Consider the following 25,211-nt stretch of genomic DNA (forward strand, 5'->3'; position numbering starts at 1 on the left):
GGGCGTCCATCCCGAAACGACGGGATGGACGCCCTCTTTGATACGTGCACAGGTTGCGAAACTCACAAGTCCAGCGGCGGCAGTTCGACTGTGGCGTCGGCGCGGTCGCGGCAGGCGGCGATGCGGCGCGCGTTGACCTCGTCGACCTCCATGACCCATTTGCGCGCCTGCTCGGGTTCCTTGCCGAATCGGATGTGGCGTTCGACGAGGCGCTCGCGGCGCAGATCGTCGTCGACGTCGACGTACCACACCTCGGTCATGGCCGCGCGCACGTCCCTCCACGCATCGGCCTCGTCCAGCAGGTAGTTGCCCTCGGTGACCACGAGGCGGGTCCACGGGAACACCGGAATCGCTCCGGCCAGCGGCTGCTCCAGATCGCGTTCAAACATCGGCGCGTAGATCACGCCGTCCTCGCCGGCGCTGATGCGCCTGAGCAGGGAGCGGTAGCCACGGGCGTCGAACGTGTCGATCGCGCCCTTGCGCTGCAGGCGCCCCAGACGCCTGAGTTCGACGTCGGCCAAATGATAGCCGTCCATCGGCACCCACGCCGAGAAGTGGTCCTTCGGTTCGGCGGCGCCGCCCGGGACCCCTTCGGCGAACGCCTCGGCAAGCAGCTGCGCCAGCGTGGACTTGCCGGCGCCCGGCGCGCCGACGATGCCGAGGATCACACGCTCGTCGGCGGCGAGCAGCTCCTTCACGCGGGACTTGGCTTCTTCGAGATTCGCAATGTTGACGGTCATCGTCGTTTCCTCCCATGGGTTTCGCCCCTCCCGTCCGTCGGCACCGCCGATGGACGGGAGATGGCGGTGTATAGTGCCATCGTTCGTGGGCGCAGACGTCTCCGCTTCTTCGGGAGATGACTGCAGTGGAGTCCGCGGATGCGTCACCGTCATCCGTTGTTCTCCTTGCAGTACATAAGTCTACCACAGTTTTGTATAAGAATATACAAAAGTAAGCATGAAACTGTAAAGGTTCTGTCAATACTCAGCTGCTGTATGCTAACTGGTATGGATAAGTCTGCGGAATACACCGATCTCGGCGACGGCGCCGTCGAACTACTCACCCGCCTGCGCACACATGGTCCGATGACGCGCAGCGAAATCGGCGCCGTCACCGGCTGGGCGCGCCCCACCGTGAACCGCCGCATCGAGGAACTCGACGCCATCGGTATCGTCCGTCCGCTGTCCATGCCCAGCCCGACCGGAGGCAGACCCGCGCAAGGCTTCGCCTTCGACGCGTCCTGCGCGACCATCCTCGCCGTCGACATCGCGACCACGGCCACCACCATCGCCCTATGCGACCTGTCCGCGCATCCCACCGAGATCCGGACCATCGCGGTCGGCGCCGAGAACGAACCGGAGGAGACGCTCGCCCTGATCCGCGCGACGGCGGACGCGATGCTGGCAGGCGGCGCGGACGCCACGCTCTCCCCCGTCGCACCGGCGCGCCTGTGCGCGGTGTCCGTCGCGGTGACCACCCGCGTCGAAACCGCCACCGGCAACATCATCCAGGCGCCGGTGATGCGACATTGGGAGAACCACAACCTCCGCGACTATTTCACGGCGCACTACCACGTGCCCGCGTTCGTCGAGAACGATGCCAACGCCCGCGCCCTCTGCAAGGCATACGAACTGGCCGAGAACGGCACCGGCTATGCCGACGCTGAACGGGGCGACGGCGCGCCCATGATCGCCGACCTCCTGTACGTGCATGCCGGCATGGGCTTGGGCGCCGGCGTCATCTCCTCCGGCACTGTCATGCATGGCGCGTTCGGCGCCGCCGGCGACATCGGCCACATCCACGTCTTCGGCGAGGACGGCGCACAAAGCTCCTGCCGATGCGGCAACACCGGCTGCGTGGAGGCTTCGGCCGGCGGGTGGGCCGTGATTCAGGCGCTGCGAGACACCGGCCGGCCGGTGCACACGCTGGGCGACGTGATCGAGCTCGCCGATCACGGCGACGTCGAGACCGTGCGCATGATCCGCCTGGCGGGCCGGCTCATAGGCGACACGATCTCCGCCTGCATCAACCTGCTCAACCCGTCGTGCATCGTCATCGGCGGCGAGCTGTCACACTGCGGGGAGCTGCTGATGTCCGGCATCCGCGAGCGCGTGTGGGCCCGCGCCCAGCCGCTCGCCACCACATCGCTGCGCATCGAATCCTGTTCGGACGAGGCACAGGCGGGAATCATCGGACTGGCGTACGCGGCCATCGATCAGGGGCTGACGTCGCTCGAGTTCCTGAGGCGTTTCGCTTCACGTGGCGAGCTTCCCATAAGGTAGTGTTTCACCCATCGCGCGGTGACGCGACACGACACAAAACGACGGTATTCCACCAAACGCCCCAATCGCATTGATCAGCTGATCCTGCGCACAGTCTCTTTGTATGCGGCTTCGTCATCACGAACGGACACGACGATGATCGTCATCGCCCGTTCGGTGCGCTCGAGCCGGTATACGGCCCGCAGCCCATCCCCTTACGCCACGCCATCTATTCGAACTCCGGATCAAAGCCATCGTCGACAGGCCGATAGTCCTCTGAATGCATCCTTCATGCTCAGCCTCTCCCCGGCATCGCGTTTCATCCGGTCCACGGCTTCGAGATAAAGCGCGAAATTCTCCTCGGCCTCCGTATAGCGTTTGTAGTCCTCCGGAGTGATGACATAATGCAAGCACATATATGCTATTATCGCGCACACAGGCAACGCATGCACAATGCCAGCATCCACGGACGTGACATGGCGATACGACAGGAGGCACCTATGACCACCGCAGCGACACAGCCAAAATCCGGCAGAACCAACACATTGACCATCAGACGGCTTTCCGACGAATGCGTGGCGACGCTGAAGCAGGCAGCCAAGGACAACAACCGATCCATGGAGGCGGAGGTGCGCTCGATCCTCGAGGAGTTCACGACCGAGTACATCGCACGACATGAGCTCGAGCAGACGAATCTCTTCAGCGAGATCCGCAAATACATGGAGGAGGAGGGAATAGAAGGATTCGACGAAAACGAATTTCCTCTACCGGAACGCCACTCCACCGGCAGCCGACCGCCAGTGAGGTTTGATGCAGCATGATCATCCTCGATACCAACATCCTCAGCGAGCTGGTGCGCCCACATCCGGACGAGAGGATGATGGCATGGTCCGCCAGCTTCACCAATGAGGACTTCTCCCTGACCGCGATCACCGTGGGTGAACTCCTCTACGGTCTGAGTCTGCTTCCCGACGGCAAACGTAAGCAGACTCTGGCCCACCTCATCACCCGTGAACTAGCACCCTTTGCTGATCGTATTCTCCCCTTTGACGCCGCAGCAGCAACGCACTACGCACGTATCAAGACCGCGCGGCGCGAATCGGGACGTCCCATCAGCGAACAGGACGCGATGATCGCGGCGATCGCCCGGGCACACGACGCGACACTGGCCACCCGCAATGCCAAGGACTTCGAAGGCACCGGCATCGAAGTCATCAACCCGTGGGAACACCAAGGCTGATGGCACCTGCGCCGTCAGTCTTTTTACATCCTTTATAACCTTGATGCCTCAAGTGTCGCACCGAACCGCTTCAAGGCAGAGCTGCCACTACTCCAGCTGCTCGGACAGCTCCATCCATTCGAGGGTGAGTTCCTCCGATTCGTCCGTGACGGCCTTCAGCTGGTCGTTGAGCTCGTTGAGACCGGCATAGTCGCTCGGGTCATGCGCGGCCATCTGCTGTTCGAGGTCGGCCTTCCGTTCCTCCAGTTTGTCGAGCTTGCGTTCGATGGTCTTCACACGCTTGGATGCCTCGTGGAACGCCTTGCCGGTGAGCTTCGGAGTCGTCTGCTCCGCTGCCTGACCATCACCATCCACCGCGGAGGACGCGTCGCCGGTGGCAACGGAGACGGCCGCGCTCTCCGCACCGCCCTTGCGCTTCGCCTTGCCCGCACCGGTCCCGGCGATGCCGGCGACCTCGTCAGGCAGACCCTTGCCGTTCTTCAGGTCCTCGACCATGTCGAGGTAGTCTTGCACGCCGCCGGGCAGGTGGCGCACCTTGCCGCCGATCAATGCGAACTGCTGGTCGGTGACGCGTTCGAGCAGGTAGCGGTCGTGGGAGACGACGATGAGCGTGCCCGGCCACGTGTCGAGCAGGTCCTCCATCACGGCGAGCATGTCGGTGTCGAGGTCGTTGCCGGGCTCGTCCATGATGAGCACGTTCGGCTCGTCGAGCAGGATGAGCAGCAGCTGCATGCGGCGCTTCTGCCCGCCGGACAGGTCAGCGATCGGCGTCATCAGCTGCGCGGATTCGAAACCGAGACGCTCCATGAGCTGGCCGGGCGTCACCTCCTTGCCGTCGACGATGTAGCTCGGCTTGTAGCGGCTCAATACTTCCTTGATCTTGTACTTGCCGAGTTTCTCCAGCTCGTCGAGACGCTGCGAAAGCACGGCGAAGCGCACCGTCTTGCCGATGTTCACATGCCCCACGGTCGGGGTGAGCGTGCCGTCGATGAGCTTCAGCAGCGTGGATTTGCCGGCGCCGTTCGCGCCGACGATGCCGAACCGGTCGCCGGGGCCGATGAGCCAGGTCACGTCGTCGAGGATCTCTCGGCCGGACACGGTCACCTTGCGTGCGGCGGACGTGCCTTCGCCGGCGTCGGCGAGTGTCGCGGACGCATCGACGCCGATGGTCTCGCCGCCGGTGTTCGCGCGGCGGACCGCACGTTCGTCGTCGGCGAAGGCGGAGGCGGAGACACCTTCCGCCTCGGCCTTCGCGCGAGCCTGTTCGGCGGCGGCGACGGCCTCGGGCACGCCGGCGTCCACCAGCCGCGGGTCGGTCATATCGGTGACGGCCACTTCGACGGAACCGTGGAGCTGCGGTTCGGCGTACATCGCGTTCACCACGTCCACGCGCGACGCGGAGTCGGCGAGCGCGGCGGCGTCCGGGGCGACGCGCGAGATATCGCCATGCTTTTCGAAGATCTGCGTCACGTCGACGAGGTCCACGACCTGCTTGCCGAGGCGCGAGGTGGCCATCTGCTTCAGTTCGAGCGTGTTGCGCATCGGCGGCACGTCGGCGATGAGCTCGCGCGCGGCCTTGACGTGGAACTTCTGCTTGGTGGAGCGGGCGCGGGCGCCGCGCGACAGCCATGCGAGCTCCTTGCGGGCGAGGTTGCGGCGTTTGGTCTCGCGCACGTCCGCCTGCCTGTCGCGTTCGACGCGCTGCAGCATGTACGCGGAGTAGCCTCCTTCGAACGGTTCGATGACGCCGTCGTGCACCTCCCACATGGATTCGCACACCTCGTCGAGGAACCAGCGGTCGTGGGTGACGAGCAGCAGCGCGCCCTGGCCGCGCGACCAGCGGTTCTTCAGGTGTTCGGCGAGCCAGTGGATGGTGACGACGTCAAGGTGGTTGGTGGGCTCGTCGAGGGCGAGGATGTCCCAGTCCTTGAGCAGGAGGCGTGCGAGGTCGGCGCGGCGGCGCTGGCCGCCGGACAGGGAGCCGACCTTCGCGTCGAGGCTCATGCCGCCGAGCAGCGCCTCGACGATCTCACGGGAGGTGTTGTCGGACGCCCATTCGTAGTCGGCGCGGCCCTCCAGCGCGGCTTCGCGGATCGTGGCCTCGTCGTCGAGCGGATCGCGTTGGTCGAGCATGCCGAAGGTGAGACCGCCGCGTTTCGTCACGCGGCCCGAATCCGGTTCCTGGGTGCCGCGGAACAGGTGCAGCAGCGTGGATTTGCCGTCGCCGTTGCGGCCGACGATGCCGATGCGGTCGCCTTCGAAGACGCCCTGCGTCACATCGGTGAAGATGGTTTTGGTGGCGAAGGCGAGGGATACGTGTTCCAGTCCAATATCGTAAGTCGGCATAGACCACTAACTTAGCGTCACCACCGGGCATCCCCGCTCCGGACCACCCACTCCCCCACCCCACTTCCCACCCCACTCCCCATGGTGCGGTTTCACTCTAAGCGCAATCGGCGGAATGACGCCGTTCCCCGCAACCGCACCATGGGGAGTTTACCGCACCATGGGAGTCGGGCGCGGGAGATGCGGGCGCGGGGGATGGGATGTGGACGGGGTGGGCTCAGCTGATGACGGGGTCTTTGGGTCTGGACTCCTCGGCGCGCTTGTCGATGGCGCGGGCGTAGCTGTTGCACCGGGCCGCGAAGCCGGTGAACACCTGGTCGGCGAGCGGGTGGATGAGCGGATTGCAACGGGCGAACTGCTCGCGCAGCTGCGACTTGGAGCCTCCGGCGGCCTTCAGGTCCTTGACCATGCTCGGCTCGTCGAGCCATTCCTCGAGCAGCGCCGAACCCACCTCCAGATGGAACTGGAGCCCCAGCGCGGAACCCGCGCGGAACGCCTGCACCTTGGTCGCCTCCGAGCGGGCGAGCAGCTGGGCTCCCTCGGGAAGCCCCACCACGTCGTTGTGCCAGTGGAGCACGTCGATCTGCTTGTCCCACATGGAGAAGTAGTCGTGCTTGTCGACTCGCTTGATCGGTCCGAACCCGATCTCCGGCCGCTCGCCGCGATGCAGCTTCGCACCGAGAGCGGTGGCGATGATCTGATGGCCGAGGCACACGCCCAGCACCGGCTTGTTGACGGCGATGGCGGCGCGAGCGAGTTTCGCCTCGGCCTTGAGACCGGGGTGCCTGTCGTAGTCGGTGGCGCCCATCGGCCCGCCCATGATCACGACGCCGGCGAGTTCGTCGAATGCGGGCAGGTCGGGTTTCTTCTCATCCACGATGTTGAGAATCTGGTAGCCGAGTCCGATCTCGTCGAACGCGGTGACGATGCGCCCGGGCTTCTCCCAAGGCACATGTTGCAGAACAAGCACTTGCGCAGTCATGGTTCCCATTGTGGCACGACCTACGTAAACGCCGTTCGCATGGCGCCGCAATGCCACGCCGCAATGCCACGCCGCCATGTCTCCGCCGCCACGACGCCATGCCGCGCGTCATAGATTTCATCTATTCCATCCGATCGCGTGCCGCTTTGCGCCTGTCGGCTCGCACACATACGCTAGGGGCTTATGGGAAACAGTCAAGAACCGCAGGATTTCAGCGCCTCCGTCATGCCGAGCGCGCTTGACGCACCGCGCGTCACCAAGGCCGCCGCCGGTCTGAAGCTCTACGACACCGCCTCGCACGCCACGAGCGTGTTCACGCCGATCAAGCCCGGCCGTGTCGGCATCTACGTGTGCGGCGCCACGGTGCAGTCCTCGCCGCATATCGGCCATATCCGCGCCGCCGTGGCGTTCGACGTCGTGCGCCGTTGGTTCCTCAAACTCGGGTATCAGGTCACGTTCGTGAGGAACGTCACCGACATCGACGACAAGATCCTCGACAAGGCCGCCGCCGCGGGCCAGCAGTGGTGGGCGCGCGCCTACTACTACGAGCGCGAGTTCACGCACGCCTACGAGACGCTCGGCGTGTTGCCGCCTACGGTCGAGCCGCGCGCGACTGGCCACATGTCCGACATGATCGACCTGATCGAACGCATCATCGCGAACGGCCACGGCTACGCAGTGCGCGACGCGGACGGCAACCCGACCGGCAACGTGTATTTCGACGTCGCATCCTGGCCGCACTACGGCGAACTGACGCACCAGAAGCAGTCCGGCGCCGCGGAGGTCGACGAGGCTGCGGCCGTCGCCGACCGTATGGGCCCGTCCGTCGACGCCGCCGGCGACGACAAATACAATCCGGTCGACCCGGCCGACGCCTCCCCCGACAAGCACGATTCGCGCGATTTCGCGCTGTGGAAGGCCCCGAAGGATTCCGATCCGCTCGACGCGCGCTGGAACACGCCGTTCGGCGTGGGCCGCCCGGGCTGGCATATCGAATGCTCGGCGATGAGCCATCGCTACCTCAAGGACGGTTTCGACATCCACGGCGGCGGCCTCGACCTGCGCTTCCCCCACCATGAGAACGAGATGGCGCAGACCCGCGCCGCCGGCTACGATTCGGCCGCGCGCTGGATGCACTCGGCGTGGGTCACCGCCAAGGGCGAGAAGATGTCGAAGTCGCTGGGCACCGGCCTGTCCGTGCCGAGCGTGCTCGCCGAACATTCCGCGTGGGTGGTGCGTTACGCGCTGGGCTCCGTCCAGTACCGTTCGATGCTCGAATGGTCCGATCAGGCGCTGGTCGAGGCGCAGGCCGCGTACGACCGCATCTCGAACTTCATCGAACGCGCGGGCGTCGCGCTTGGCGAACAGCCGTCGCGCGAGGAGATCGTCGCGCTCACCGCCGACGATCTTCCGGATGATTTCGTCGCCGCGATGAACGACGACGTGAACGTCTCCGGCGCCGCCGCCGCGATCTTCACCGCGATCCGCAACGGCAACACGCTGCTGTCCCGCCTCACCGACCACGCCGATTCCGCCGAGGCCAGATCCGAGGTGCGCGCCGCGCTCGTCGCCGTGCGCGCGATGCTCGACACGCTCGGACTCGACCCGCTCGCCGAACCGTGGGTCTCGCAGGGCGCCGCGGGCGGCGCGGCCGGCTCCGGCGCGGATGAGTCCCCGGAACATCAGGCGCTGGAGCGCCTCATCGGCGAACAGCTGACCGCGCGTGCCGAAGCCCGCAAGGCGAGGGACTTCGCCAAGGCCGATGCGATCCGCGACACGCTGGCCGAAGCCGGCATCGCCATCGAAGACGGTCCGCAGGGCTCCACCTGGAGTCTCAAGTAGCGTCGTCCGCAGGCATGGCACGGCCCCGGCCCCGGGATTCATCCATCGGGGCCGGGGCCGTGTCGTATCGGAGCCGGTCGGCGTCCGCCGGATCAGCCGAACTTGATCAGTCGAAGACGAAATCGACGTCGACGATGTGCAGGCGGCGCTTGAGCTCGTGTTCGAGCGCCCGCTTGCATTCGACGAGGTCGGCCACGTCGATGGTGTCGCCGGTGCCGGCGAGATACACGTCGACCGTGTAGTTCATGCCGGTCTTGAAGATCAGCGTCTTCTCGTATTCGGTGTTCGCCGGCAGGTGGCGCTGCGCCACCGTCTCCACGTGGCTGTTGGTCTCGTCGTCGTCATGCACGCCGCCGACCAGTTCGACGAACGCCTCCCTGATCACCCCGAGCGGCTCCTTGATGGTGGCGGCGACGAGCCCGACGGTGATGAAGAAGTCGCCGGTGTAGTGCAGGAAGCCGAGCGGACCGCCTGCGGGCAACACCAGGAGGACCACGGCGACCGCTCCCACGCCGAACGACATCACGCCGTCCACGAGCGTGCTTTTTGCCTCCGCTCCCAGCATCGTGCTGGAATCGCGGATCGAACGGTTGCGCGCGCGGTAGTAGAGGTACAGGCCGAGGCAGGATGCGACGGCGAAGATCTCGTAGACGACGACCGGCCCGGTGGCGATGGGTTCACCCTCGCCAAGCGCGAACCAGTCGTAGGCGACCCGTGCGACGTCGAGCAGGGAGTAGAGCAGGAGCGAGAGCGTGAGGATGGCCTTGGCGATCGCGTAGATCGGCTCAAGCGCGAACATGCCGTTGGGGAAGCGTTCGGTGGTGCGCACGGTGCGGTGCGAGAGGTATACCGCGACGAGCCCGGAGAGCACGGATATCGCGGTGAAGGAGGAGTCGAGGAACATGGCCTTGAGGCCGGTCATGAAGAACACGATCATGCCGGCGGCGACCTGCGCCACGTTGACGACGATGCCGACGGTGAGCGCGCGGCGTTCGACGGCCTTGTGGTTGGAGGGGGCGGGGACTGCGCCCTTGGCCTCGCCCGCCGCGGTTCGCGCGGGTTTCCCGGTTTCCAGGTTCTTGTGGTTGATGCGGTTGAGGGTGAGCGGCACCCGGTTCGGGCGGATGCGTCGTGCGATGCGTCCGCCGATCGCGCGGATGCTTGAAGTGCCGCCGGTCCTGGTCGTGCAGGTGCCGCCGCCGTCTGGCATATGCTTATTGGTCATATGATGGGCCTTCCGGTGCTTGGCTGTCCGCGTTGGCCCTCGTCCGTTCCGCACGTCGATTGCGACGGCCGATCGCGGATCATCGCGGGTGGCCCATCGTGACGCACGTGCCGGAAGTGGCTCACAGCAGTCAGCTCGGTGGTGTCCAGGAAATCGTCAAAACACGGCCGTCATGGCCGCCGTGATCACATTCCACGGATTTTCTTGCCCCTCCATGGTACCGGAAGGCCCTTACCGGGGCTCGCCGCCGGTTTTCCCGCGTGGCGGCTAGACTGTAGCCCATTATGGCAGCATTTAGTTCTCTGACTGACAAGCTCTCGAATGCGTTCAAGCATCTCAAGAGCAAAGGCAAGCTTTCCGAGACGGACATCGACGGCACGATCCGCGAGATCCGCCGCGCCCTGCTCGACGCCGACGTGGCGCTCGAGGTGGTGCGTCCATTCACCGCACGCGTGCGCGAGCGCGCGCTCGGCACCGAGGTGTCCGATGCGCTGAACCCGGCGCAGCAGGTCGTCAAGATCGTCAACGAGGAGTTGACGGCGATTCTCGGCGCCGGCGTGGACCGTCCGCTGAACTTCGCGAAGAACCCGCCGACGATCATCATGCTCGCCGGTCTGCAGGGCGCCGGCAAGACGACGCTCGCCGGCAAGCTCGGCTACTGGCTCAAGGACGCCGGCCACACGCCGCTGCTGGTCGCGGCCGATCTGCAGCGTCCGAACGCGGTGACGCAGCTGCAGGTGGTCGGCGAGCGCGCCGGCGTGCCGGTGTACGCGCCGGAGAAGGGCGTGCAGTCGGACGGCGGCGACGCGGTCTCCGCCCCGGGACAGACCTCCGGCGATCCGGTGAAGGTGGCGCGCGATTCGATCGCGTTCGCCAAGCAGAAGCTGTACGACACGGTCATCATCGATACCGCCGGTCGACTGGGTGTCGACGAGGAGCTGATGAAGCAGGCGCGCGACATCCGCGACGCCGTGAACCCGAACGAGATCCTGTTCGTCATCGATGCGATGATCGGTCAGGACGCGGTGCGTACCGCGAAGGCGTTCGACGAGGGCGTGGACTTCACCGGCGTGGTGCTGTCCAAGCTCGATGGCGACGCGCGCGGCGGTGCGGCGCTGTCGGTCGCGAGCGTGACCGGCAAGCCGATCCTGTTCGCCTCGAACGGCGAGGGTCTCAAGGACTTCGAGGTGTTCCACCCGGACCGTATGGCCTCACGCATCCTCGACATGGGCGATATCCTCACGCTGATCGAGCAGGCACAGAAGCAGTTCGACGAGAAGCAGGCCCGCGAGGCCGCCGCCAAGATGGCGGAGGGCGAGTTCGGGCTCGATGACTTCCTCGAGCAGCTGCAGCAGGTCAGGAAGCTCGGTTCCATGAAGTCGCTGCTCGGCATGATTCCGGGTATGGCTGCGCACCGCAAGGAGCTGGAGCAGTTCGATGAGCGCGAGATCGACCGCACGGAGGCGATCATCCGTTCGATGACGCCCGAGGAGCGGCGCAATCCGAAGATCATCAACGGTTCGCGCCGCGCCCGCATCGCGTATGGTTCCGGCAACACGGTCTCCGCCGTGAACGCACTGCTGCAGCGGTTCGAACAGGCCGCGAAGATGATGAAGCGCATGTCGAACAAGGCCGGTCTGGGCGGAGGCGTGCCCGGGTTCGGCGGTTCGATGGGCGGCGGCAAGAAGAACAAGAAGGCCAAGGGCAAGAACAAGAAGGGCCGTTCCGGCAACCCGATGAAGCGCGAGGCCGAGGAGAAGGCGTTGCGCGACAAGCTCGCCGGCAGGAAGTCCGGCGGTTCCGCGTTCGCCAAGCCGCAGAACCCGGCGCTGCCCGCGGGGCTTCAGCAGGCGCTGGACGCCAACGGCGGCGAACTGCCGCCGAACCTGGGCGGCGGACTGGCCGGCCTGCTGCGCTGAGCCCGGTTGCCCCCGCACAGGTCCGCCTTTGCGGACGGCCCCCTCAAGCCGAGGGGGCCGTCTTTGTATCGGCATATTCGTTTCGGCGCATATGGTCAAGGTGCCCTCGTCGTGAGGCAGCCGAGGAATGATTCGTTGTTGAGATGTTGAGAAAGGTGACTATCCATGATGGTGTGGTTCCTGTGGGCGGTCATGTTCGTCGGCATGGTCTGGGTGCTGTTGGGGCAGCTTCCGGCCGGTTGGGACGCACGGATGCCGTTGCCGTACATGATCGCGTTGACCCCCTTCCTGTGGATTCCGTTGGTCCTGTGCGCGGCGGCCGCTGGCCTGCTGCACGAGTGGGGACTGATGGTCTGCCTGCTGGTCGTGGCCCTGGCCGCGTCCACGCGGCGTATCGCCTACTGGGGCACGGACCCACGCCCCGGGCGGAATACGGGCGACATCCGCGAAACCAATCGTGAAACATCACGTGAAACACATCGGGACGTCCGTGAAACGTCTTGTGAAACACCTCGAGACGAGTCCGGCGTCGACGGCACCGCATCCGATGTCGTCGACGCGCGTTCCGTCGACACCGCAGCCGCAGACATGGACCACGCACCGGCTCCCGTCTCCCTCACCGTGATGACGCTCAACTGCCGTTACGGACGCGCGGACGCCACCGCGATCGTCGACGCGGTGCGCGGCCGCGGCATCGACGTGCTCGCGCTGCAGGAGGTGAGCGACGACCTCGTCACGCGCCTCGACGCGGCGGGCATCGCCGACCTGCTGCCCCACCGCCAATCAGGCGAGGCGAAGGAAAGCGACAACGGCGGGTACAACATGATCTTCGCGGCATACGAACCAGTGGCGTCCGAAGCGTCCGCCGTCGCCATCCCGGCGGCGGACGTGCCGTCGCTCGCCATCCGGCTGCGCGACGGACAGGACGTCACGCTCGCCTCGGCGCATCCGAAATCCCCGATGCGCGGATGCCGCGACTGGTCGGCGGGCATCATCGGACTCGGCGCGCTCGCGCAACATGCGAAACAGGACGGCACGATCGCCGTCGTGCTCGGCGATCTCAACTCCGGAACCGACCATCCGAGCTTCCGCGCTCTGCTCGCCCGCGGATTCCGCGACGCAAGCCTCACCCAAGGCAAAGGTCCGAATCTCACATTCCCCCGCTGGCTGCCGTGGCCGCGCATCGAACTCGACCACGTCCTCGCCACGCATGGTCTGCGCTTCAGCGAGGTCGCGTCGTTCCCGGTGCCCGGCACCGACCATCTCGCCCTGACCGCGCGCCTCGAACCGAGCCGCGAGACGCATCGCACAGGCGTGTCGCGAGTCCGGGGCGGGGCGCTATAATAGGCCAGTTATTCGCGAGCACGTGGCGCCCTCTACACCCCGGGCCGCGAGGAACACGTGGGCTCGGCGAGCTGCGCCCCACAAAGCGAACCGAACACACACCCCTGATATTTAAGGAGAGCCACTTTGGCAACCAAGATTCGTCTGAAGCGCATGGGTAAGAAGTTCTACGCGTTCTACCGCGTGGTCGTCATGGATTCACGCAAGAAGCGCGACGGACGCGCCATCGAGGAGATCGGCACGTACAACCCGAACACCCAGCCTTCCACGATTCAGATCGACTCCGAGCGCGCCCAGTACTGGCTGGGTGTCGGCGCGCAGCCGACCGAGCAGGTCTTCAAGCTGCTGAACATCACCGGTGACTGGCAGAAGTTCAAGGGTCTCGACGGTGCCGAAGGCACCCTGAAGACCGCCGAGGCCGGCCCGGATGCCGCCGCCCGCGTCGAGGCCGTCGAGGCCGAGGCCCAGAAGCTCAAGGCCGCCAAGTCCGAAGCCGAGGCGAAGGCCAAGGCCGAGGCTGAGGCCGCTGCCGCCGCCGAGGAGGCCCCGGCTGAGGAAGCTCCGGCCGCCGACGCCGAGTGAGCGGTGCCGCAAGGCACCCCGACGACGCCATGTAGCCTGCGAACGCAGTAATGTAGTGGAAGGCAACGTGGCATAGAAAGGCTGACTGAAATGCTTGCACAGGCAGTGGAACACCTCATCAAGAACATCGTCGATTTCCCGGACGACGTGTCCGTCAAATCGCATGAGAACGCGCGTGGGGAACTGCTTCGCGTCCGCGTGAACCCCGAGGACATCGGCCGTGTCATCGGCCGTTCGGGGCGTACCGCCAACGCGATCCGCACGGTGATTCAGGCGCTTGCCGATCACAAGGTGCGCGTGGACATCATGGACGTGCGCCACTGAGCCACGTCCATGTCGGCCGAAAGGCCGCTAGGTACTCGATGGGGTACACTGCTTGGCATGGCAGATCAGAATATGCATGACGACCCTCAGCAGCCGGAACTGCTGAGGGTCGCTCGTATCGGGCGGGCCCAGGGGATGAAGGGCGAAGTGACCGTCCAGGTGTTCACCGACGAACCGGAATGGCGGTTCGAACCCGGTTCCGTATTGTATTCGAGCGACGGCGAAGAGGAATACGTCATCGAATCCTCCCGCACATTCAAGAACCGGTGGATCATCAAACTCGAAGGCTGTGACGACCGCAACGCCTCCGAAGCGTTGAACGGCACCGTATTGTATGGCGAGGCCGACGATCCGGACGACATGCTCGAAGCGGACGAATGGTACCCGAAGGATCTCATCGGTCTTGAGGCCCGTATGGCCGAAGGCAATGGTCTGGGCGTGGAGGCCGGACGTGTGGTCGGCACGGTGGTGGACGTCATCGACTCCCCCGCGCAGTCGCTGCTCAAGATCCGTCTCGTCGAACCCGTGCAGGTGGGCGAAGCGAAGGACGGCACGCCGGTGTTCGAGAAGACCGCGCTTGTGCCGTTCGTCGACCAGATCGTTCCCGACATCGACCTGGAGGAGGGCTATCTCACCATCGACCCGCCGGGCGGCCTGATCGCGGGTCTGGAGGGCGATGCCCGGTGAGGATCGACGTCGTTTCCGTGTTCCCCGAGTATTTCGACGTGATGGGTCTGAGCCTGATGGGCAAGGCGCAGGAGAAGGGCATCCTGCGCATTACGGCGCATAACCTGCGCGATTGGACCCATGACGTGCACCATTCGGTCGACGACACCCCGGTCGGCGGCGGTGCCGGCATGGTGATGAAGCCCAGTGTCTGGGCCGAATGTCTCGACGAGCTGCTCGGTCTGGACGCCCCCGATGCCGCAACCCCCTGCGCAGGTTCGTCCGCCGACTGCGCAGGTTCGCCCGTCGACCGCGCAGGTGATGCCGCCCCCGCCCCGGTGGTGATATTCCCGAACCCGTCCGCTCCCCTGTTCACGCAGCGTGACGCCACGGAGCTCTCGCACGCCGATCATCTGGTTTTCGGATGCGGCCGCTACGAGGGATATGACGCGCGCATCCCCGAATACTACCGTTCGCGGGGCGTGGATGTGCGCGAGTATTCAATCGGGGATTATGTGCTCAATGGCGGCGAAGTGGCGACTTCGGTGATGGTGGAGGCGATCACCCGTCTGATTCCGGGGTTCATGGGCAACGCCGACTCCATCGTCGAGGAATCCTACACGGGCGAGAACGCCCTGCTGGAGCACCGCCAATACACGAAGCCCGCCGAATGGCGGGGGCTCAAGGTGCCGGACGTGCTGCTGTCCGGCGACCACGGCAAGGTGGACCGATACCGCCGCGATGAGGCATTGGAGCGCACGAACGAGATCCGCCCGGACCTCATCGAGAGATTGGATTGCAAGGCGCTCGACAAGGCCGACCGCAAAACCTTGATGGCTTTGGGCTGGGAGGTCTCCGCCGCGCACCCGAGGCGCATCCGGTAGCGTGCGGTCGTTCCCGGCCCGCACCGGCGAGGGATCTCCCGGCGTGGGCCGGGTGAACAAGGAGCGCCACGCCCCGGCAAAGGGGCGCGAAAAAACGTTTGGGGGTCTTCCGAATCACATGCAAGGATTCGGAAGACCCCCAACGGCGCAATCACCTATGGCTTACAGGCCGAAGACCTTGACACGTGCGTCGGCCGGCTGCTTGTCGACCGGGCCGGCCGGCTGGGCGACGACGCCGAACGGCATCTGGGCCTGCAGCTTCCAGCTCTTCGGCAGGTCGAACTCGGCGGCGACGGCCTCGTCGATCAGCGGGTTGTAGTGCTGCAGGGACGCACCCAGGCCCTTCTCGGCGAGGGCGGTCCACACGGCGAGCTGCAGCATGCCGGCGGCGTCGCGGGCGAAGCCGGGGAAGTTGGCGGCGTAGGCGGGGATGTTCTCCTGCAGCTGCTTGGTCACGTCCTCGTCGTCGTAGAACAGCACGGTGCCGTGGCCGGCGGCGAAGGAGTCGATCTTGGCCGAGGTGGCCTTGAACTGCTCGTCATCGGTCACGATCTTGCGCAGGGTCTCCTTGACGATGTCCCACAGCTTCTGGCTGGCGTCGCCGAAGAGCACGACGGCGCGCTGCGGCTGGGAGTTGAAGGCGCTCGGCACATCGACGACGACCTTCTTGACGAGGTCGGCGATCTCCTGGTCGCTGATCGGGGAGGCGCCGGTCAGGGCGTACTGGGAACGGCGGGTTTCAAGCGCGTTGACGAAGGACATGTGGTTTCCTTTCCTATCGGCTGCTTCCGGTTCCGTCCGCATCCGTCTGTCCGTATGCGGACGGAACCATCATGGCATCATGCGATACCTCGTTTCGAGGTACACAATACACATGCCCCGATACGAGGTATGGCCGTTCGGCGTTTCGCCTCACAGTGCAGGACCCTCATGATCCTCACGATCCTCATCATCACGGTCACCATTCACGACCGGTTCGATGGCGAACACGGCCGTCTCGCCGTAGTCGTGATGATCGGTAATCTCCCACCCCGCCGGAGGCGTGGGGTCGTCGGATCGCGCGGAACGTTCCAGCACAATCACCGTGCCCTCGCCCGTCAGCCCGCCGGACGCCAGATCGGCGAGCAGCGAGTCGCACGCGGCCGTTTCGAACGCGTACGGCGGGTCGATGAAGATCAGGTCGAACGGGTGCGCCGCCGCACCGGACGCCGCGAACGCCTCGGCCTTGCGGATGAGCACGCACGCGCTGATGTCCGACGACCATGACCTGTTGCGCTTCAGCTGCGCGAGGGTCTTCACGATAAGCGCCGCAGCGGGTTTCGAGGATTCCACGGCGACGAGTTCGCGCGCACCTCGGCTCAGCGCCTCGATGCCGAGCGCACCCGTGCCGGCGAACAGGTCGAGCACGCGGGCGTCGTCGAGCACGCCCCAGGATTCGAGACGCGAGAACACCGCCTCCTTGGTGCGGTCGGTGGTCGGCCTGGTCCCGGTCTTCGGCGTGGCCAACGCCATGCCCTTGAATCGTCCTGCAATCACACGCATACGCACCACTCTACCGTTTGCGCTGCACCGCCCTCGACGACGATCGCACCGTCCGGGACGGTCAGGCGGTCAGGACGATGGCACGCAACACAGGCAAGGGGCACTCGAAACGAACGATGCTATCATTCGTTGTCGAGTACCCCTTGCTCGGATACTCAGGGCGGTTCCGCAATTGACCATGCGGGGCCGCCCGTTTCTCTTTTCACCGCAGGCCCGTCACCAACGGTCCACTGTCATGGGGTTCTACGCCGCCAGACGATCGGGGACACCGCACGCGCCGACGGGAACCGGACGGTCCTCGCCTCCGTCCCCGCCAAGATGCAGCATGGACGATCCTCTGGAGAGGGAAATCGCCGCACCCGCTCCGGCCCCGGCGGCTGCCGCAACCGGCGTGACGACCGCCACCGGAACAGGGCGCGTGGATGCCACGCCTGCGCCAGGCACCGAAACCGGTCGCGCAGGAGACACGGGAGCCGGAGACGAGACCGGCACGCGATGGCGATGCCGCCCCGTACCGGCCTTGGCCGCGGCCAGCACGCCGTCATCGAACTCGCCGGTCTGACGCGCCACGATGGTGGCGCAGGTGACGGCGGCGGAGACGTTCGCCATGGTGCTCGGCATGCCGACGATGTTGCTGACAGGCACCAACGGCACCAGCAACTGCACCGGCAACCCGACCGCGGTGAACACCGTGGTCGCGGTGACGATGGCAGTGCCGGGCACGCCGGCCGTGCCGATCGAGGAGAACAGGCCGATGACGGCGAGCGCCGCATAGGCTCCGGGGCCGTAGTCGAGCCCGAGCGCGTTGATGGTGAACACAGCGGACAGCATGGGCCATACGCCGGCGCATCCGGGCATGCCGATTGTGGTGCCGATGGGCGTGGTGAAGTTCGCCACGTCCGCGCCCACGCCGATCGTGCCGATCTGGCGGATGCTCAGCGGGAGCGTCGCCACGCTGGACTGCGTGGTGAACGCGGTGGTCTGCGCGGGCAGGACGGCCTTGAAGAACGTGATCGGGTTCACGCCGGCCACGAACTTGAGCAGCAGTCCGTTGATGATGAACGCCTGCACGAAGTTGAGTGCGAATCCGAGCAGCAGGATGCCGAGCAGCGCGAGCAGCGCATCCGCCTTCGAAGTGGTGGCCGCCGTGGAGGTGGCGCCGAGCACGACCACCGCGTACGGGGTGAGTTCGACGACGTACCCGACTGCCTTGTAGATCACGTCCTTCGTCTGATCGAAGAACTTCGTGACGACGCTCACATCCTTGCTTCGCCCTACGGACACGATGGCGATGGCGAGCACGGCGGCGGTGATGATGATCGGTACCACGCGGTTGCCGGACAGGTCGCCCACGATGTTCTTCGGGAAGAAGTTGAGCACGACCTGGTCGAACGGCGCGGTCTGCGAGGTGAGGAATCCCGCGGTGGAGGCGTCGTTGACAAGCTTGACGCCGGCGCCGATGTGCAGCGGGATGGCGACGGACAGCGTCATCACAATGGCGATGAGGTTGGTGAGCATCAGCCAGCCGACCGACCGCAGTCCGATGCCGCGCAGTTTACGCAGCGACCCGACATAGGTGATGCTGGAGATGATCGAGACGAAGATCAGCGGCGCCACGAGGGCGGTGATGAGGTTGATGTAGATGTTGCCGAGCAGGTTGAGCGAATCGACGTGCCCGTTGAAGGCGAGGCTCACGGCGATGCCGAGCACCAGCGCGAGCACGGTCAGCACGCTGAAGTTGAGCGAGAACACCTTGCGCAGCACGGCGATCAGCACGAACAGGCCGATGACCGCCGCCCAGACGGCGACCGCGGTGGGATCGATGCCGGATAGGACTCCCATGGGGATCGGCTCACTTTCCGGCGTCGATGCGGGCGTCGTCCGCGGCGCGGGTCTCGCGCGCACGGCGGCTGGCGACGAGGCTGATCACGGCGAGTGCCAGCAGTCCGGCCACGGTGAGGGCCGGCAGGACGATGCCGGATCCGGTGTTCGACAACTGCCCAGAGGCCTTGTCCGCACTTACCGTCTTACCGGCGTTGCCCGAGTTACCGGCGTTACCGGCGTTACCCGAATTACCTGCATTGCCAGAGTTGCCGGCATTACCGGCGTTGCCCGAGTTACCGCCGTTGTTGCCGCTGCCGGAATCGGAGCCGCTCAGACCGGCCTCGGCCCGATCGAGCGTCTGGGTGGCGGCGGTGAGGCTGTTCTCCCCGTCAATCGGGGCCTGCTTGTTCGCGACGATCTTCTCAGCGTTGGCGAGAGCGGCATTGAACGCGTCTACACGCGCGGCATCGCGACCTTCGAGGTTGACCTTCTTGGCCTCCTCGATGCTGCCGCGAAGCTCGATGAGCGAGTAGAAGTGGTCGAGCTGGGCCACGTAGGCGTCACGGTCGTTGGTCACGGTGCGGCCGAAGTTCTTCGCGGTGGACAGGTCGTCGCCGGTGAGCGTGTGGTAGTTGAACTCATTGAGCTTGGCGTCGTCGTACGTGGTGCCCCACCAGGAGAGCATGTATTCGCGCGCCGTGGGCTGGGGCTTGGTGTCGACGTTGTAGTCGGCGCCATGGTAGTCGACGACCTCGTCGGTGATGGGGCCGGCGGGTTGGTCGGTGCCGGGCAGCTGCACGGCGTTCTTGTTGTTGTAGTGGAGCAGCAGCGGCACCTGCAGACGGTTCGCCTTGTTCCCCTTGGAGTCCACGATGAACTTGCCGGTGTCTTCGGTCACGAGGTTCGGCAGGTAGGTGTTCACCAGATGCGTGTACAGGTCGGCAAGCGGATGGCCACCGTCACCGTAGCTGTCGCGGATGTGGAACGGGGAACCCTTGCCGGACGTGTTGTCGAGGATGGTGTCGAACGTGTAGACGTGGTCGACGCCGTACTTCTCGGCCTCGCTGTTCACGTAGCGGATGGTGGCCTCCGTGTTGGGGCACCAGGTGGCGCCGAAGAAGATGAAGTGGTTGCCTTCGGACTGCAGGATCTTCTCCAGTTCGCCGTAGGTGACGGAAACGAGGCGGATGTCCTTCTCCTCGCCGGTCTTGAACACCGGGCCCGCGCCGCGGTCCGGCGAGTAGTGGGTCACGTAGAAGTCGCCGTTGGTGCGCACGGCTGCGTTCTTCGCGGTGGCGAGCACGCCGTCGAGGGCGGTGGCGTCCGTGATGGATCCGGCGCCGGCGTAGGCGAGCACCTTGTTGTCGCCGGCGGCGTCCTTGTCATAGGTGAACAGCGTGGGCAGGTCCACCACCTTGGAGGGGTCCTTGCTTTGGATGGCGCCCAGCTTGTAGGTGTCGACGGTGGTCTGGAAACGCTTGGCGAACGCCTCGACCTTGTTGTTCCTGTCGTTCACGTCGACGAGCGTGTCGGCTCCGGCGTTGTCGAGGTGCGGGTCGAAGTTGTACACCTTCGTGATGCCCTGCGCCTTGGCGGCCTTGTCGATGCCGGGCAGCGCCTTGGCGAACTGCGGGTCCCATGTGCCGCCGATGAGGATCGCGTACTTGCCGGTGCCGTTCTTGAGGATGTCTTCGAGGCGTTCCAGCGTGATGTTCTCGAACACGTGGTCCGTGGGCAGGCCCTCGATGCCGGCGTAGTAGTCGAACGGCGTGTCCTCCTGCGAAGCGCCCTGGGTGGAGACGATGGGCGTCTCGGCTGCGGTCGCGGTGACCGGCAGCGCGAATCCGCCGATGCCGATGGCCGCGGCGGCGATCAGCGCGATCGCTTTGCCTTTCCAACCGTTCGATGCCGGACCGTGTCCGGAGATGATGTTGTTCATGATTCGTCTATTCCCTTGTCGTATGTTTGTTTGTTGCGGTTTGTCTGTTTCGTTCATTTGGATTCGGATGTGCGGTCGTGCGCTTCCCCAGCGGAGGTGCCGCCTCCGGTTTGGAAGTCGAACACCGAAGTCGTTTCCTGCGCGTGATCGGCCAGGGGAGGAAGCACGGTCGTCGGCGCGGACTGATCAGCGGCGACGGTATCCGCCGCGACCGGGGCGTCCGCGACGTTCCCGTCGACGCCCGCGTCACCGGCGCCCGCATCGGAGCCGACGGCGAGCGCGTGCCTGCGGCGCTGACGCACGATGATCGTGGCGACGAGCGTGCCGGCTGCGGCGAGTGCGATCAGCGCGATGGCGATGATGCGGACCGCCGGGTTCACCGCCGGCGCCTCATCGGCGACACCGGTGGCCTTGGTGCCCGTCTCCTCCGCGACGGCGGTGGAACCGGTGCTCTTGCCGGAGGTCGTGGTCTTCGCCTCGGTCTTGGACTCGCCGGACTTCGCCTCGGTCGCCTCGGACTTCGCCTTTGCGGCGTCCTCGTTCTGCTGGGTGGATTCGGTGGTGCCTGACGTCGTCGCCTCACCCGAGCCTGCCGTGGCGCCGGTGCCGGATGCCGCGCCGTTGTTCTGGACTCCCGTCGCGCCGGTGCCCGTGCCGCCGCCCGTCTGCGTGGCGGGCTGAGACGTCTGCGGCACCGACTGCTGCGGCGTGGCCTGCTGTTGCGGCGCTGACGTCTGTGGCGTCGACTGCTGCGGTTGGGCGGGCTTGGCGGCGGCGGCCTGCTGGGCCTTGTAGTTGGCGCAGTAGCTGTCGAAGCTGGCCTTCTGCGCGGAGACGTCGATGCCGCCGCCCGGGTTGGAATCGTAGGCGGAACCGCCGCTCGAGCAGCAGGCGACCGGATTGTAGTTGGCGGAACACAGGTCGCACACGTCGCCGACCGCGTAGGCGGTGCCCAGCGCGAACTGGAGACCGGCCACGGCGATCACCGCGGCCAGCAGCGAGCCGATAAGCGTGCGGCGCGCCCTGCGGTGGGGACGGTTGCCGGAACGGTTCCGTTCCCTGGCTTCCTGTGACATTGACGATGACATGATATGGGATTCCCTTCTTCTTGGACTCTGCGATTGCGATGAGCTGGACGATGACGTTCAATCAGACGGAGAGCACGGCCGACAATCGCCGGCCGATGCCGCGTGACGTTCCATGAGTATGCTTGCGCGCGGCCGCCGTACCCGTATGGTGATGCTTCACGACTTGGTGATGCTTACGACCGTGAAACGGCGACGCTCCTCACGCTGCCCGATGAACGAGGCGGCTACGTCGGATGGACGGACCGCCGTCATGCGGCTACCTGAGCCGCATGGGCATGAACGACACCGAACACGCCTGTCGCGCGATGATCGCCGACGGCTTCGCACCGCCGCCTTGGTGAATATGCGTATGCATATGCATGATGATGTGCTCCTTGCTCGGTGTAAGGCATCTGACCAGGATGCCCGGCCCTGCATCGTTCCCCAACATTGCGCAGTGGCCTTTCCCTCCTCGGACCGGCCGGGTTTGCGAATGAACTGCCTTCTCCCCCAGACCGCCCCGAATCGGGACGTTGCAGCCATCGTAGACCATCCGGGCCGTGTCGCGGACCGTGTGGCTATACGGATGTCTTATGACCTCATATCAGCGGATGCGCGCATCCGCTGTTCCAACGTTTCCCTTCGGTCTTGTTTCGTCCGATTGCGGCAATGACGCGCCGCGCAGATACGCGGCGAGCACGGCTATGAGCAGCAGGACGGCATTGCCGGCGATGAGCAGCGTGTTCATCGTGTAGAGCAGCCAGATGATGAGCAGCACGTCGACCACGCATGCGGCCGCGCAGACGCCGCGGACCACGGGACGCTCCTGTCTACGTGTCGCTCCGGCGGCGATGGCGAGCTGGACCACGATGGTCAGGATCGTCACGCTGGAGGAGACCGTCATCGTCGACACGCCTGCGATCAGCGGGACGACGCCCGCCGCCGCAAGCACCGCCAGCAACCGCACCGGTGTGCCGGTGCGTTCCGATACGGCCGCGAGCTCCTTCGGCAGCCACCCGTCCCGTGCCGCGGCGCGCAGCGGATGGACGATCCAGCCGATGACCGCGTTCAACGTGGTGAGCAGCGCGAACGCCGAGCCTGAGGCCACAAACGCCGCGGCGATGCCCGACGGCATGAACGCGCCCGCCGAGACGGACAGGTCACGGTTGGCCACGCGATCGATGGGCAGCACGCCGGCGTCCAGCACGCACAGCACCGTGTACAGCACGACCACGATGACCAACGACAGGCGCATGGCGCGGGGTATGGCGACGCGCGGCTCACGCGTCACGGCCGCATAGTTCGCAACGGACGCCACGCCGTTGACCATGAACGTCATGTACAGCACGGCGAACAGGAACACCGCCGGCGAACCGAGGAACACGTTCCGGGTGAGATACTCGGCGCGCACGTGCGGCGCGAGATACGCCGCGTACACGCCGAACGCGACTGCCAGCAGCACGGCCATGACCAGTTGCGCGACGGCTGCGACGCGCGCCCCCAACGCATGGATCGCAACGAAAACGACGACGATGATTGCGGCGAGCGTACGCTCGGCTAACGAGGGCAGATGCAGCAGCTTCGCCGCAGACCACGCGTAGGCGGTCACGTCGAACACAAGAAAGCACATGAGATATGCGACCACGCCGCCCGCACGGGCGCCGAGCAGCGCACCCACCTGCTCGTATTGCCCTCCCGGGTACGCGCCGCCGGCGCTGACCGCCAGCTGCGGCGCCAACGCAACGGCGGCCAGTATGCCCGCCGTCAACGCCGCCGTCCACAATCCGGTGCCGGTGATTCCGATGCCGATGCCCGCCATCGACATAACGCCCAATCCAACGACCCCTCCGACCGCCAACGCGGTCAACGATGCGGTCCCGAGTCCTGCGCGTCCCTGCCGCGCCTCCAGACCGCCTGTCGCGGCAATGCGTTTCGCAGACGCCGGCCGACGCCGGCCCCTATCCGCCTCTGCAATGAGCTTCGCAGACGCACGATTCCCCTTCCCCATGGCATTCCCCCTATGTTCGCCATTCATGTCCCTCCACTTAAAGCACAGGAACATGCCCCGGCACGCCGCAACGCCGACCACAGTCATACGGATTTTCTATGACATGCCTTCACCACGACCCGTCCCACGTCTCCAAGATGGAGGTACAGACAACGGCTTAGCATGGCCTCGTGCAGAAGAGGGAAGACATCACCAGCATCCGTGCCATAGCCATCCTGCTTGTCGCTTTCGGACATAGCATCGTCCTGTACTCGAGTACCTGGAATCTTTACGAGACGCCTGTGCAGTCGCAGGTGCTCGATCATCTCAAGAACATCATCAACATGCTGCAGATACCGCTGTTCTTTTCGGTATCAGGATTCTGCCTCGTGTTCACTATGCTTAGGGGGGGGGATGGGCTTGACGCCCGTCCATTCCTGTGGAACAAGTGCAAGCGCATTCTCCTGCCGTTCCTGATCATCGGTCTGGCATGGATGCTGCCCATTCGGCTTCTGCTCGACTACCCCGGCTATCGGGGCCAATCAATCCCTACAGTCATCCTGAGGGACTTCCTGCGGGGATCCGATAACGGCCATTTATGGTTCCTGCCGACATTGTTCCTCATGCTGGCGATCAGTCTCTTCCTCATCAAGATATGCGGCACCGGCATCCGGCTGGACATCGCCATGGGAGCCGTGAGCCTGCTTTCGTGGGCCGTCTTCGTTTTCGCCCATCCGCTGGTGGAGAAGAACACGTATCTTATGCAGTTCACCTTCTACTATTTCTTCTTCGCATTGGGGTTCATCTATCATCGGCATGAAGCGGTGCTGCGGCGCGTGAACGGGCAAGGGGCCACGACACCGCTCATTCCGATACCGGTTACCGTCATCGTTCTGGCGGCATGCGTCGCCCTGTCATGGAACACGCATTCAACCCCCATCATGCTCGTACTGTCCGCGATCAGTACGCTGTGCATATACCTGATCACCCCCAGACGCTCCTGCGCACCGCTGCGTCTGATCAGCAAGGACAGCATGGGCATCTATCTGTTCCACTCACCCATGCTCTACATCTCCTTCACCTACTGGCCAGAGATCAACCCGCTGCTCATGGTTCTCATCAACTTCGTCGGATTCGGATGTGTCGCGATCCTGCTCACCGAACTCATGCGGCGTATCCATTGCGGAGTCGTCATCGGCGAATGAACCGGCCACCGGCATAACAGTCGGCGACCGGC

Annotated in this window: 20 protein-coding genes and 2 pseudogenes; 11 read left to right on the forward strand and 11 right to left on the reverse strand. The window is 65.2% G+C overall.

Annotated features, from left to right (window positions below; genetic code table 11):
* Positions 1 to 62: 62 nt before the first annotated feature.
* Positions 63 to 740, reverse strand: coding sequence for a nucleoside/nucleotide kinase family protein (locus BFAL_RS07145; RefSeq protein WP_055427718.1), 678 nt, complete (start codon positions 738 to 740; stop codon positions 63 to 65).
* A 267-nt stretch (positions 741 to 1,007) separates the two neighbouring features.
* On the opposite strand from BFAL_RS07145, the gene BFAL_RS07150 reads away from it, so the two are divergent.
* The 3 genes from BFAL_RS07150 to BFAL_RS07165 all read left to right on the forward strand — a co-directional run bounded on the left by BFAL_RS07150 (position 1,008) and on the right by BFAL_RS07165 (position 3,501).
* Positions 1,008 to 2,282, forward strand: coding sequence for an ROK family transcriptional regulator (locus tag BFAL_RS07150; RefSeq protein WP_055427719.1), 1,275 nt, complete (start codon positions 1,008 to 1,010; stop codon positions 2,280 to 2,282).
* A gap of 479 nt (positions 2,283 to 2,761) precedes the next feature.
* The gene (locus tag BFAL_RS07160) at positions 2,762 to 3,082 is read left to right on the forward strand and encodes a FitA-like ribbon-helix-helix domain-containing protein (RefSeq protein ID WP_055427720.1); all 321 of its coding nucleotides are present in this window, start codon (positions 2,762 to 2,764) and stop codon (positions 3,080 to 3,082) included.
* Complete coding sequence (locus BFAL_RS07165; RefSeq protein ID WP_055427721.1) at positions 3,079 to 3,501, forward strand: type II toxin-antitoxin system VapC family toxin; 423 nt, start codon at positions 3,079 to 3,081, stop codon at positions 3,499 to 3,501. Before BFAL_RS07160 ends, BFAL_RS07165 begins: the two co-directional genes overlap by 4 nt.
* A gap of 87 nt (positions 3,502 to 3,588) precedes the next feature.
* On the opposite strand, the pseudogene BFAL_RS11900 reads toward BFAL_RS07165, so the two are convergent.
* From BFAL_RS11900 to BFAL_RS07175, 3 genes and pseudogenes are all read right to left on the reverse strand, one after another.
* Positions 3,589 to 4,629: pseudogene (locus BFAL_RS11900) on the reverse strand (ATP-binding cassette domain-containing protein); the annotation flags it as partial.
* A 111-nt stretch (positions 4,630 to 4,740) separates the two neighbouring features.
* Positions 4,741 to 5,847 (reverse strand): annotated as a pseudogene (locus tag BFAL_RS11905) (ABC-F family ATP-binding cassette domain-containing protein); the annotation flags it as partial.
* A 217-nt stretch (positions 5,848 to 6,064) separates the two neighbouring features.
* Positions 6,065 to 6,829, reverse strand: coding sequence for a type 1 glutamine amidotransferase (locus tag BFAL_RS07175; protein ID WP_055427723.1), 765 nt, complete (start codon positions 6,827 to 6,829; stop codon positions 6,065 to 6,067).
* A 183-nt stretch (positions 6,830 to 7,012) separates the two neighbouring features.
* On the opposite strand from BFAL_RS07175, the gene cysS reads away from it, so the two are divergent.
* The gene (gene cysS / locus BFAL_RS07180; RefSeq protein WP_055427724.1) at positions 7,013 to 8,671 is read left to right on the forward strand and encodes a cysteine--tRNA ligase; all 1,659 of its coding nucleotides are present in this window, start codon (positions 7,013 to 7,015) and stop codon (positions 8,669 to 8,671) included.
* Between the two features lie 106 nt (positions 8,672 to 8,777).
* Here the strand turns inward: cysS and BFAL_RS07185 are convergent, their stop codons facing one another.
* Complete coding sequence (locus tag BFAL_RS07185; protein WP_236691701.1) at positions 8,778 to 9,896, reverse strand: cation transporter; 1,119 nt, start codon at positions 9,894 to 9,896, stop codon at positions 8,778 to 8,780.
* 284 nt (positions 9,897 to 10,180) lie between these two features.
* Here BFAL_RS07185 and ffh point away from each other — a divergent pair, with 284 nt between their 5' ends.
* The 6 genes from ffh (at position 10,181) to trmD (ending at position 15,615) form a co-directional block, all read left to right on the forward strand.
* Positions 10,181 to 11,815 (forward strand): signal recognition particle protein, encoded by a 1,635-nt coding sequence (gene ffh, locus BFAL_RS07190; RefSeq protein ID WP_055427725.1) that lies wholly within the window; start codon positions 10,181 to 10,183, stop codon positions 11,813 to 11,815.
* Between the two features lie 168 nt (positions 11,816 to 11,983).
* Entirely contained in the window at positions 11,984 to 13,159 is a 1,176-nt protein-coding gene (locus BFAL_RS07195) for an endonuclease/exonuclease/phosphatase family protein (protein ID WP_055427748.1), read from the forward strand.
* 126 nt (positions 13,160 to 13,285) lie between these two features.
* Positions 13,286 to 13,741 carry a 30S ribosomal protein S16 gene (rpsP, locus tag BFAL_RS07200; RefSeq protein WP_055427726.1) on the forward strand — a complete coding sequence of 152 codons (456 nt, stop codon included), beginning with the start codon at positions 13,286 to 13,288 and terminating at the stop codon, positions 13,739 to 13,741.
* Positions 13,742 to 13,831: 90 nt separating this feature from the next.
* Positions 13,832 to 14,065: an RNA-binding protein gene (locus BFAL_RS07205; protein ID WP_055427727.1), complete on the forward strand. Its 234-nt coding sequence runs from the start codon at positions 13,832 to 13,834 to the stop codon at positions 14,063 to 14,065.
* A gap of 57 nt (positions 14,066 to 14,122) precedes the next feature.
* Positions 14,123 to 14,752: a ribosome maturation factor RimM gene (rimM, locus tag BFAL_RS07210; RefSeq protein ID WP_055427728.1), complete on the forward strand. Its 630-nt coding sequence runs from the start codon at positions 14,123 to 14,125 to the stop codon at positions 14,750 to 14,752.
* Complete coding sequence (gene trmD / locus BFAL_RS07215) at positions 14,749 to 15,615, forward strand: tRNA (guanosine(37)-N1)-methyltransferase TrmD (protein WP_055427729.1); 867 nt, start codon at positions 14,749 to 14,751, stop codon at positions 15,613 to 15,615. Before rimM ends, trmD begins: the two co-directional genes overlap by 4 nt.
* A gap of 162 nt (positions 15,616 to 15,777) precedes the next feature.
* Here trmD and BFAL_RS07220 read toward each other — a convergent pair whose 3' ends face one another.
* From BFAL_RS07220 to BFAL_RS07245, 6 genes are all read right to left on the reverse strand, one after another.
* Positions 15,778 to 16,377 carry a nitroreductase family protein gene (locus tag BFAL_RS07220; protein ID WP_055427730.1) on the reverse strand — a complete coding sequence of 200 codons (600 nt, stop codon included), beginning with the start codon at positions 16,375 to 16,377 and terminating at the stop codon, positions 15,778 to 15,780.
* Positions 16,378 to 16,527: 150 nt separating this feature from the next.
* Positions 16,528 to 17,157: a 16S rRNA (guanine(966)-N(2))-methyltransferase RsmD gene (gene rsmD / locus BFAL_RS07225; protein ID WP_055427731.1), complete on the reverse strand. Its 630-nt coding sequence runs from the start codon at positions 17,155 to 17,157 to the stop codon at positions 16,528 to 16,530.
* 243 nt (positions 17,158 to 17,400) lie between these two features.
* Positions 17,401 to 18,999, reverse strand: a complete 1,599-nt coding sequence (locus BFAL_RS07230; protein ID WP_055427732.1) for a dicarboxylate/amino acid:cation symporter — start codon at positions 18,997 to 18,999, stop codon at positions 17,401 to 17,403.
* 10 nt (positions 19,000 to 19,009) lie between these two features.
* Complete coding sequence (locus BFAL_RS11050) at positions 19,010 to 20,920, reverse strand: thioredoxin domain-containing protein (RefSeq protein ID WP_055427733.1); 1,911 nt, start codon at positions 20,918 to 20,920, stop codon at positions 19,010 to 19,012.
* Between the two features lie 53 nt (positions 20,921 to 20,973).
* Positions 20,974 to 22,008: a hypothetical protein gene (locus BFAL_RS07240; protein WP_152973583.1), complete on the reverse strand. Its 1,035-nt coding sequence runs from the start codon at positions 22,006 to 22,008 to the stop codon at positions 20,974 to 20,976.
* Between the two features lie 583 nt (positions 22,009 to 22,591).
* On the reverse strand, positions 22,592 to 23,914 hold the full coding sequence (locus BFAL_RS07245) for an APC family permease (RefSeq protein WP_370696066.1): 1,323 nt from the start codon (positions 23,912 to 23,914) through the stop codon (positions 22,592 to 22,594).
* 251 nt (positions 23,915 to 24,165) lie between these two features.
* On the opposite strand from BFAL_RS07245, the gene BFAL_RS07250 reads away from it, so the two are divergent.
* Positions 24,166 to 25,179, forward strand: a complete 1,014-nt coding sequence (locus tag BFAL_RS07250; RefSeq protein WP_055427735.1) for an acyltransferase family protein — start codon at positions 24,166 to 24,168, stop codon at positions 25,177 to 25,179.
* Positions 25,180 to 25,211: the final 32 nt, after the last annotated feature.

It is taken from the genome of Bifidobacterium aesculapii (assembly GCF_001417815.1).
Lineage (GTDB): Bacteria > Actinomycetota > Actinomycetes > Actinomycetales > Bifidobacteriaceae > Bifidobacterium > Bifidobacterium aesculapii.